This is a genomic window from Pseudomonas sp. I8001 (assembly GCF_013385345.1).
Lineage (GTDB): Bacteria > Pseudomonadota > Gammaproteobacteria > Pseudomonadales > Pseudomonadaceae > Aquipseudomonas.
On sequence record NZ_JACAQC010000032.1, the window covers coordinates 213,800 to 223,016 of the forward strand.

A 9,217-nucleotide genomic window follows, 5' to 3' on the forward strand; every position below is an offset into this window, starting at 1 on the left:
GCTTCGACAGGGGTAAGGGGTCAGTGCTTGAACATCACATGGCGAACCGTGGTGTAGTCCTCCAGGCCGTACATGGACATGTCCTTGCCGTAGCCGGACAGTTTCTGACCGCCATGGGGCATTTCGCTGACCAGCATGAAGTGGGTGTTCACCCAGGTGCAGCCGTACTGCAACCGTGCAGCCAGGCGATGGGCGCGGCCGACATCGGCGGTCCACACGGAAGAGGCCAGGCCGTAGTCCGAATCGTTGGCCCAGGCCAATACCTGCGCCTCGTCGTTGAATTTGGTTACCGACACTACCGGCCCGAACACCTCGCGGCGCACGATTTCATCGTCCTGCTGCGCGTCGGCCAACACCGTCGGCTCAAAGAAGAACCCGTTGCCTTCCACCGCCTTGCCACCCGTGATCAGGCGGATATGGGATTGCGCCACGGCACGCTCCACAAACCCGGCCACACGGTCACGGTGCTGTGCGGTGATCAGCGGGCCCAGCTCGGTGGCCGGGTCATCCTGCAAACCGTATTTGATGCTGGCAACCGCCGCACCGAGCTTTTCGACGAACGCGTCGTAGATATCGGCCTGTGCATAAATCCGGCACGCAGCGGTGCAATCCTGCCCGGCGTTGTAGAAGCCGAAGGTGCGAATGCCTTCCACCGCCGCGTCGATATCGGCGTCGTTGAAGATGATCACCGGCGCCTTGCCGCCCAGTTCCATGTGCATGCGTTTGACGCTGTCGGCAGTGCTGGAAATGATATTGGCCCCGGTGGCAATCGAACCCGTCAGCGACACCATGCGCACTTTCGGGTGATTCACCAGCGGGCTGCCCACGGTTGGCCCACGGCCAAACACCAGGTTGAGTACACCGGCCGGGAAAATTTCAGCGGCCAGTTCCACCAGGCGCAGCGCGGTCAGCGGGGTTTGTTCCGAAGGCTTGAGCACCACGGTATTACCGGCGGCCAGGGCCGGGGCGATTTTCCAGGCGACCATCATCAGCGGGTAGTTCCACGGCGCGATGGAGGCAATCACGCCCACCGGGTCACGGCGGATCATCGAGGTGTGGCCCGGCAGGTACTCGCCGCCGGCCGAACCGCTCATGCAGCGGCTGGCGCCGGCGAAGAAGCGGAACACATCGGCCACCGCCGGGATCTCGTCGTTCAGCGCGGCGCTGTAGGGTTTGCCGCAGTTGTCCGACTCAAGCTTTGCCAGCTCTGCGCCGTGGGCTTCGATGGCGTCGGCGAGTTTGAGCAGCAGCAGCGAGCGATCCTTCGGTGGCGTTTGCGACCAGCCTTCAAAAGCGCTGTCGGCAGCACGCACGGCGGCGTCGACCTGGGCTTCGCTGGCTTCCTTGATTTCCACCAGTACCCGACCCAACGCCGGGTTGAACACCGGCTGCGCCGGGCCTTCGCCTTCGACCAGATGGCCGTTGATCAGCAGTTTGGTTTGCATGGTTCAGTCCTCTTAAAGCTGCATCGTTTCCCCTGCCGAAACCGGTTCAAGTGTGGGAGCGGGCTTGCTCGCGAATACGGTCTTTCAGTTGATACATCACCTGACTGATACACCGCTTTCGCGAGCAAGCCCGCTCCCACATTTGAATCTCATTCCTTCAGTGGCAATGTGTTGTCAGTTATTTACCGCCACTACCGGCCACGCTTTCGCCGCCGCGGGTCAGGTAATAGGCACCCAGGATCGGGAACATCGTCACGATCATCACCAGCATCGCCACCACGTTGGTCACCGGCACATCCCGTGGCCGGCTCAACTGGTTGAGCAGCCACAGCGGCAAGGTGCGCTCGTGGCCGGCGGTGAAGGTGGTGACGATGATTTCGTCGAACGACAGCGCGAACGCCAGCATGCCGCCGGCCAGCAACGCCGAGCCGAGGTTGGGCATGATGATGTAGCGGAAGGTCTGCCAGCCGTCGGCGCCGAGGTCCATCGAGGCTTCGATCAGGCTGTGGGAAGTGCGGCGCAAACGGGCGATCACGTTGTTGTAGACGATCACCACGCAGAAGGTCGCGTGGCCGACGATGATGGTGAACATCCCCGGCTCAATCCCCAGGGTCTTGAAGGTCGCCAGCAACGCGATACCGGTGATGATCCCCGGCAGTGCAATCGGCAGGATCAGCATCAGCGAGATGCCTTGCTTGCCGAAGAACTCCCGGCGATACAACGCCGCCGAGGCCAGGGTGCCGAGCACCATCGCAATCAGCGTGGCGATGGCCGCGATTTGCAGCGACAGCTTGATCGCTTCCAATACGTCCGGCCGCGAGAAGGCCACGCTGAACCACTTCAGGGTGAAGCCCTGGGGTGGAAAGCTGAACGCCGCCTCTTCGGTGTTGAAGGCGTAGAGGAAGATGATCAGGATCGGGAAGTGCAGGAAAACCAACCCGCCCCAGGCCGCGATTTTTAGACTGAGTGAGGCTTTTTCAGAGTGCATCGAAGGCCCCCAGACGTTTGACGATGGACAGGTAAACCGCGATCAGCACGATCGGCACCAGAGTGAACGCCGCGGCCATGGGCATGTTGCCGATAGCGCCTTGTTGCGCGTACACCATGCCGCCGACGAAGTAACCCGGCGGGCCCACCAGTTGCGGCACGATGAAGTCGCCCAGGGTCAGCGAGAACGTAAAGATCGAACCCGCCGCGATCCCCGGCACCGACAGCGGCAGAATCACCTGCATGAAGGTCTGGCGCGGCTTGGCGCCGAGGTCTGCCGAGGCCTGCAGCAACGATGGCGGCAAACGCTCCAGCGAGGCCTGGATCGGCAGAATCATGAACGGCAGCCAGATGTACACAAACACCATGAACCGCCCCAGGTGCGAGGTGCTCAAGGTGCTGCCGCCCACGCCGGGAATGCCCATGATGAATTGCAGCGCCGGCTCCAGGCCCAGGTGCTGCACGAACCACTGCGCCACGCCGCCCTTGGCCAGCAGCAGGGTCCAGGCGTAGGCCTTGACGATGTAGCTGGCCCACATCGGCATCATCACCGCGATGTAGAAAAACGCCTTGGTCTTGCCGGTGGTGTAGCGCGCCATGTAGTAGGCGATCGGGAACGCGACGATGGCACTGGCGATGGACACCACCACCGCCATGCTCAAGGTGCGCACGATGATGTCGAAGTTCGACGGCTGGAACAGCGCGGCAAAGTTGGCCAGGGTCAGGTCCGGGGTGACCGCCATGGTGAAGTCATCGAACGTATAGAAGCCTTGCCACAGCAAGGTCAGCAGCGAACCCAAATAGATCGCGCCGAACCAGATCAGCGGCGGCACCAGCAGCAGCGACAGGTACAGGTTGGGCTTCTTGTACAGCAGGTTGGAAAACCTGCGCATCGGCGGTTGGGACAGGGCCAGGCTCATGTCACACCTCGCCTGCGATGTCGGTCAACGGCGTCATGGCTTCCCGCGCCCAGCGCGCGGTGATGGACTGGCCGACTTGATGCCCGGCGGTGGTGTCCAGCCATTGGTTGTTGGCCTGACTGATGTTCAGGGCCTGGCCGTTTTCCAGTTTCAGTTCGTAGCGGGTGGCGCTGCCCTGGTACTGGATGTCATGCAGCAGGCCGCTGACTTCCACCTCGCCGCTGCCCAGCGGGCCTTCGGCGAAGCGCACGTGTTCCGGGCGGATCGAGAACGGCTGCGGGTTACCGCTCAAGCGTTGCGCCAATTCGCCGCGAATCACGTTGGAGGTGCCGACGAATTCCGCGACGAAGGTGGTGGCGGGCTTCATGTACAGGTTGCGCGGGGTGTCGACCTGTTCGATGCGGCCCTTGTTGAATACGGCCACACGGTCGGACATCGACAGTGCTTCGGTCTGGTCGTGGGTGACGAAGATGAAGGTGATGCCAAGTTGGCGTTGCAGTTTCTTCAGCTCGCTTTGCATCTGTTCGCGCAGCTTCAGGTCGAGAGCGCCGAGGGGCTCATCCAGCAGCAATACGCGCGGACGATTGACCAGTGCGCGGGCCAGGGCCACACGTTGACGCTGGCCGCCGGAGAGTTGCACCGGCTTGCGGTCGCCGTAACCGCCGAGGGCGACCATGCCGAGCGCTTCTTCGGCGCGGTTGAGGCGTTCGGTCTTGGCCACGCCTTTGACTTTCAGGCCGTAGGCCACGTTGTCCCGCACGTTCATGTGGGGGAACAGCGCGTAATCCTGGAACACAGTGTTCACGTCGCGCTGATACGGCGGCAAGCCGGCGGCTTCCTCACCGTGGATGCGGATGGAGCCGGCACTGGGTTGCTCGAACCCGGCGATCAGGCGCAGGCACGTGGTTTTGCCCGAGCCGGAAGGGCCGAGCATGGAAAAGAACTCGCCGTCCTGGATATCGATGGAAACCCGGTCAACGGCTTTCACTTCGCCGAACTGACGGGAAACGTGGGTGAATTGGACTGCAAGCGTCATGGTGCGGTGCTCCAAAAAGGCGCGTCTTGTAAAAATTAAATCGGAGGTAGACGTGATCGTTCCCACGCTCTGCGTGGGAATGCAGCGCTGGACGCTCCGCGTCCGCCCTTAAAGTCGTGACGCGGAGCGTCACAGGAGGCATTCCCACGCGGAGCGTGGGAACGATCAACTAGGGAGTGCTTAGCGCCCGCCCATGATCGCGATGTAATCCTGGGTCCAGCGGCTGTACGGCACGAACTTGCCGCCTTCAGCCTGCGGGGTTTTCCAGAAGGCGATCTTCTCGAACTGGTCGAAACCGTTGGTCTTGCAACCCTCGGCGCCCAGCAGTTCGCTTTCCTTGCACGCCGCGGGAACCGCCGGCAACGAACCGAACCACGAGGCCACATCACCCTGGACCTTCGGCTGCAGCGACCAGTCCATCCACTTGTAGGCGCAGTTCGGGTGCTTGGCATCGGTGTGCAGCATGGTGGTATCCGCCCAGCCGGTGGCGCCTTCCTTCGGAATGGTCGAGGCAATCGGCTGCTTCTCATTGACCAGGCCGTTGACCTGATACGGCCATGCGCTGGAGGCCACCACGCCTTCGTTCTTGAAGTCGCTCATCTGCACGGTGGTGTCATGCCAGTAGCGGTGGATCAACGGCTGCTGGGCGCGCAACAGGTCGAGCACGGCCTTGTACTGGGTTTCGGTCAGCTCGTACGGGCTCTGGATGCCCAGTTCCGGCTTGGTGGCCTTGAGGTACAGCGCCGCATCGGCGATGTAGATCGGGCCGTCATAGGCCTGCACGCGGCCTTTGTTCGGCTTGCCGTCCGGCAGGTTCTGCGCATCGAACACTACGTTCCAGCTGGTGGGCGCGGTCTTGAACACGTTGGTGTTGTACATCAACACGTTCGGGCCCCACTGGTACGGCGTGCCGTACGTTTGCTGGCCGACCACGTACCACGGCGCATCTTTCAGGCGCGGGTCGATGTTCTTCCAGTTGGGAATCAGCGAGGTGTTGATCGGCTGTACGCGCTTGCCGACGATCAACCGCAGCGAGGCATCGCCGGATGCGGTGACCAGGTCGTAGCCACCCTTGGCCATCAAGCTCACCATCTCGTCGGAGGTGGCGGCGGTCTTGACGTTGACCTTGCAGCCGGTCTCTTTCTCGAAACCGGTGACCCAGTCGTAGTTCTTGTCGCTTTCGCCACGTTCGATATAGCCGGGCCAGGCGACGATATCCAACTGGCCTTCACCGGCACCCACCGCCTTCAGCGGTTCGGCGGCCTGGATGCTGACACTGGCCAGCAGCGCGGTGGTCAGGGCACTGAGCAGAGCGGTCTTGTGCGCAGACATGGGGGTTCCCTCTTCTTTAATTATGGTCGGGGCAGTTTTTGCAGCAGGTGGTGCGTGAGCGTAGTTGTTGTTTTAAAGATGCTGGCCGTGGCGCGCCATGATGTGCCGCACCACGCTGTAGTCCTGTAGCGAATCGCTGGACAGATCTTTGCCATACCCCGAGCGCTTCAAGCCGCCGTGGGGCATTTCGCTGACCAGCATGAAATGACTGTTGATCCAGGTGCAGCCGTATTGCAGGCGCGACGCCACTTGCATCGCCTTGTCCAGATTCTGGGTCCACACGGAGGAGGCCAGGCCGTATTCCGAGTCGTTGGCCCAGTCCACCGCCTGTTCCAGCTCGTCGAAGCGGGTCACGGTGACCACCGGGCCGAACACTTCGCGCTGCACGATTTCATCATTCTGTTTACAACCGGCCAGCAAGGTTGGCTGGTAGAAGAAGCCAGCACCGGAATGCACGGCGGCGCCGGTGATGCGTTCGATATGCGGCTGGCCGAGGGCGCGTTCGACAAAACTGGCGACGCGGTCGCGCTGGCGGGTGCTGATCAGCGGGCCGAGTTCGTTGTCGGCATCGCGCTTGCCGGCAAACCGCAGGCTGCTGACGGCGGCGCCGAGCTCGGCCACCAATTTGTCGTGGATACCGGCCTGGGCGTAGATGCGGCACGCGGCGGTGCAGTCCTGGCCGGCGTTGTAGTAACCGTAGGCGCGCACGCCTTCGACCACGGCTTGCAGGTCGGCGTCGTTGCACACGATCACCGGGGCCTTGCCGCCCAGCTCCAGGTGCGTGCGCTTGAGTGTCTTGGAGGCGGCCTGGAGGATCTTCTGCCCGGTGACGATATCGCCGGTCAACGAGACCATGCGCACCTTCGGGTGGCTGACCAAATGGCTGCCGACCCCTTCGCCGCCGCCACACAGGATGTTGATCACCCCGCGCGGCAACAACTGGCTCAGTACGGGCGCCAGGGCCAGGATCGACAGCGGAGTATGTTCCGACGGCTTGAACACCAGGGTATTACCGGCCGCCAGGGCCGGGGCGATTTTCCAGGCGGCCATCATCAGCGGGTAATTCCACGGCGCAATGGAGGCCACCACGCCAATCGGATCGCGACGCACCATGCTGGTGTAGCCCGGCAGGTATTCACCGCTCAGTTGCCCGGTCTGGCAGCGCACGGCGCCGGCGAAGAAACGGAACACATCGACGGTCGCGCTCAAATCGTCCTGACGTGCCAGGTGCAGCGGCTTGCCGCAATTCAGCGATTCCAGGCGGGCGAGATAGTCGGCTTGTTTTTCGATTGTCTCGGCGATGCCCAGGAGAATGTTCGAACGCTGCTGGGGCGTGGTCCGCGACCAACCGGCAAAGGCCCGGTGGGCGGCGAGGATTGCGGCTTCGACCTGCTCGGTACTGGCTTCGGCGATATGGGTGAGGATTTCACCGGTGGCCGGGTTGATGATCGGCTCGACAAACCCCTGGCCCGGGACCAGTTCGCCGTCGATCAGCAACGCAGTGAGCAGCGGTGTGGGCGCGCCAGACATTTTTCGCGATCTCTTTTCTTGTGTGGTCATGGCTGTTCTCGTGCGAGGCGCCTGACCTTCTCTTATGGGATGAGCAGAGACTAGAGGTCAGGCGCGAGGTCAACAAATACTAAATACTGAAAGCAGCATTCGATTAAATAGATGGCTTGCGCGGGTGGGGCTGTTCGCGGGCCACCGTCAGGAATGGGTCCACCAGCGCCGGGCGCGCCGTGCCCCGGCGCCAGGCCAGGCCCACGTCGAGGGTCTGGCTGAGGTCGGCAATCGGCCGGGCCTCGATGATGTCGCCTTCCAGGGACCAGGGGCGGTAGGTCATGTCCGGCTGGATCGACACGCCCAGGCCGGCGGCGACCAGGCTTCGCACGGCTTCCGTCGAGGCGGTGCGCAAGGTGACGCGGGGTTGCAGCCCGGCGCCGGTCCACATGCGCTGGGCGTTGTGGCCCATTTCGTCGACGTTCAGTTGAATCAGCGGCTCGCGCGCTACGTCCGCCAGGTTGATGCTGTCGTGTTCCAGCAGCGGGTGCTGGGCCGGCAGCCATAAACGGTGGGGCGAGTGGGTGAGCACTTCGGTTTGCAGGGCGTGGCGGTCTTCGAGGTTGGAGAGGATCAGCACGCCGACGTCGATTTCACCGCTGACCAGCAGGTGTTCGATGTAGGGGCGTTCGTCCTCCATCACGCGGATCTCGACATTGGGGTAGGCCCGCTGGAAGCGGGTAAGCAAGTCCGCCAGGTAGTAGCCGGCGACCAGGCTGGTCACGCCGATGATCAACTGCCCGGCCACCTGGTCGGTGCTCTGTTGCAGGCTGCGCTTGGCGTTGTCGACGGTGGCGAGGATGAGGTGCGCCTGGCGCAGGAACTGGTGGCCCTGGTGGGTCAGGGTCATGCCCTTGGCGTGGCGGTTGAACAGGTTGACGCCGATTTCCTGTTCCAGTTGCTGGATCGCCAGGGTCAGGGTGGACTGGGAGATGAAGGCGGTCTGGGCAGCGGCGGAGATCGAACCGGTCTCGGCCACGGCGATGAAGTGACGGATCTGACGCAAGGTCATCATGCTGGAATTACCAGTGGGGTGTTTTTATAGATTTGTTCGAGTGTATATCGTTTTAATTGAGGGGTAAGCGCGTTACATCTGGAAGCACTCTAGATCGGGGGTTTTTGGCACTTAGTTTTACGCTGGGGGCCTATTGGTCCTGTGAACTTGAGTTTCTGGAGGTTGTGAATGAATACCCGTGGATTGCTCGATCAACTGCTCAAATCCGGCCAGGACATGTTGCAGAACAAGGCTGGCGGGCAGCGCAAGTCAGATGACAAGGGTGCCCTTGGCGGACTGCTGGGTGGCGGCGGGTTGGGTAGCTTGCTTGGCGGTGCCGGTGGTGGGGCCCTCGCGGCCGGCGCCATGGGTCTGTTGCTGGGCAACAAGAAAGCCCGCAAGTTTGGCGGCAAGGCGCTGACCTATGGCGGGTTGGCTGCTTTGGGGGTGATTGCCTACAAGGCCTACGGTAATTGGCAGGCGCAGCAGGCCAGTGCGCCTCAAGGGGAGCCGCAGACCATTGATCGGTTGCCACCGGCCCAGGTCGAACAGCACAGCCAGGGGATTTTGAAGGCGCTGGTGGCTGCGGCCAAGGCTGACGGGCATGTGGATGAGCGTGAGCGGGCGTTGATCGAAGGGGAGTTTGTGAAGCTGGATAACGATCGTGAGTTGCAGCAGTGGTTACATGCTGAGCTGAACAAGCCGCTGGATCCGGCAGATGTGGCTCGGGCTGCCAGTACTCCGGAATTGGCTGCCGAGATGTATATCGCCAGTGTGATGTTGGTGGATGAGGAGAACTTCATGGAGAAGGCTTACCTCGATGAGTTGGCGCGGCAGCTTAAGTTGGAGCCGGGGTTGAAGGCTGAATTGGAGAAGCAGGTGCGGCAGGCGGTGATGGTTTGATTGTGTACATATCCGTTTCTGCGGTAACGGCTACTTATGG

General features: G+C 62.2%; 8 protein-coding genes. 1 reads left to right on the forward strand and 7 read right to left on the reverse strand.

Annotated features, from left to right (window positions below):
• Positions 1–20: 20 nt before the first annotated feature.
• From HX839_RS21775 to HX839_RS21805, 7 genes are all read right to left on the reverse strand, one after another.
• The gene (locus tag HX839_RS21775) at positions 21–1,445 is read right to left on the reverse strand and encodes a gamma-aminobutyraldehyde dehydrogenase (protein WP_003209554.1); all 1,425 of its coding nucleotides are present in this window, start codon (positions 1,443–1,445) and stop codon (positions 21–23) included.
• A 178-nt stretch (positions 1,446–1,623) separates the two neighbouring features.
• Positions 1,624–2,433: an ABC transporter permease gene (locus tag HX839_RS21780; protein WP_003209553.1), complete on the reverse strand. Its 810-nt coding sequence runs from the start codon at positions 2,431–2,433 to the stop codon at positions 1,624–1,626.
• Positions 2,423–3,352 (reverse strand): ABC transporter permease, encoded by a 930-nt coding sequence (locus HX839_RS21785; RefSeq protein WP_003209552.1) that lies wholly within the window; start codon positions 3,350–3,352, stop codon positions 2,423–2,425. The genes HX839_RS21780 and HX839_RS21785 overlap by 11 nt, the downstream gene beginning before the upstream one ends.
• Position 3,353: 1 nt before the next feature.
• Positions 3,354–4,388, reverse strand: a complete 1,035-nt coding sequence (locus tag HX839_RS21790; RefSeq protein ID WP_010176808.1) for an ABC transporter ATP-binding protein — start codon at positions 4,386–4,388, stop codon at positions 3,354–3,356.
• A 180-nt stretch (positions 4,389–4,568) separates the two neighbouring features.
• The gene (ydcS, locus tag HX839_RS21795; RefSeq protein ID WP_003209550.1) at positions 4,569–5,720 is read right to left on the reverse strand and encodes a putative ABC transporter substrate-binding protein YdcS; all 1,152 of its coding nucleotides are present in this window, start codon (positions 5,718–5,720) and stop codon (positions 4,569–4,571) included.
• 72 nt (positions 5,721–5,792) lie between these two features.
• Positions 5,793–7,250 carry a gamma-aminobutyraldehyde dehydrogenase gene (locus HX839_RS21800; protein ID WP_003209549.1) on the reverse strand — a complete coding sequence of 486 codons (1,458 nt, stop codon included), beginning with the start codon at positions 7,248–7,250 and terminating at the stop codon, positions 5,793–5,795.
• Positions 7,251–7,383: 133 nt separating this feature from the next.
• Positions 7,384–8,295 (reverse strand): LysR family transcriptional regulator, encoded by a 912-nt coding sequence (locus HX839_RS21805; protein ID WP_003209548.1) that lies wholly within the window; start codon positions 8,293–8,295, stop codon positions 7,384–7,386.
• Between the two features lie 168 nt (positions 8,296–8,463).
• Between HX839_RS21805 and HX839_RS21810 the strand changes: the two genes are divergently transcribed.
• Entirely contained in the window at positions 8,464–9,177 is a 714-nt protein-coding gene (locus tag HX839_RS21810; protein WP_177067676.1) for a tellurite resistance TerB family protein, read from the forward strand.
• The last annotated feature ends 40 nt before the right edge of the window (positions 9,178–9,217 follow it).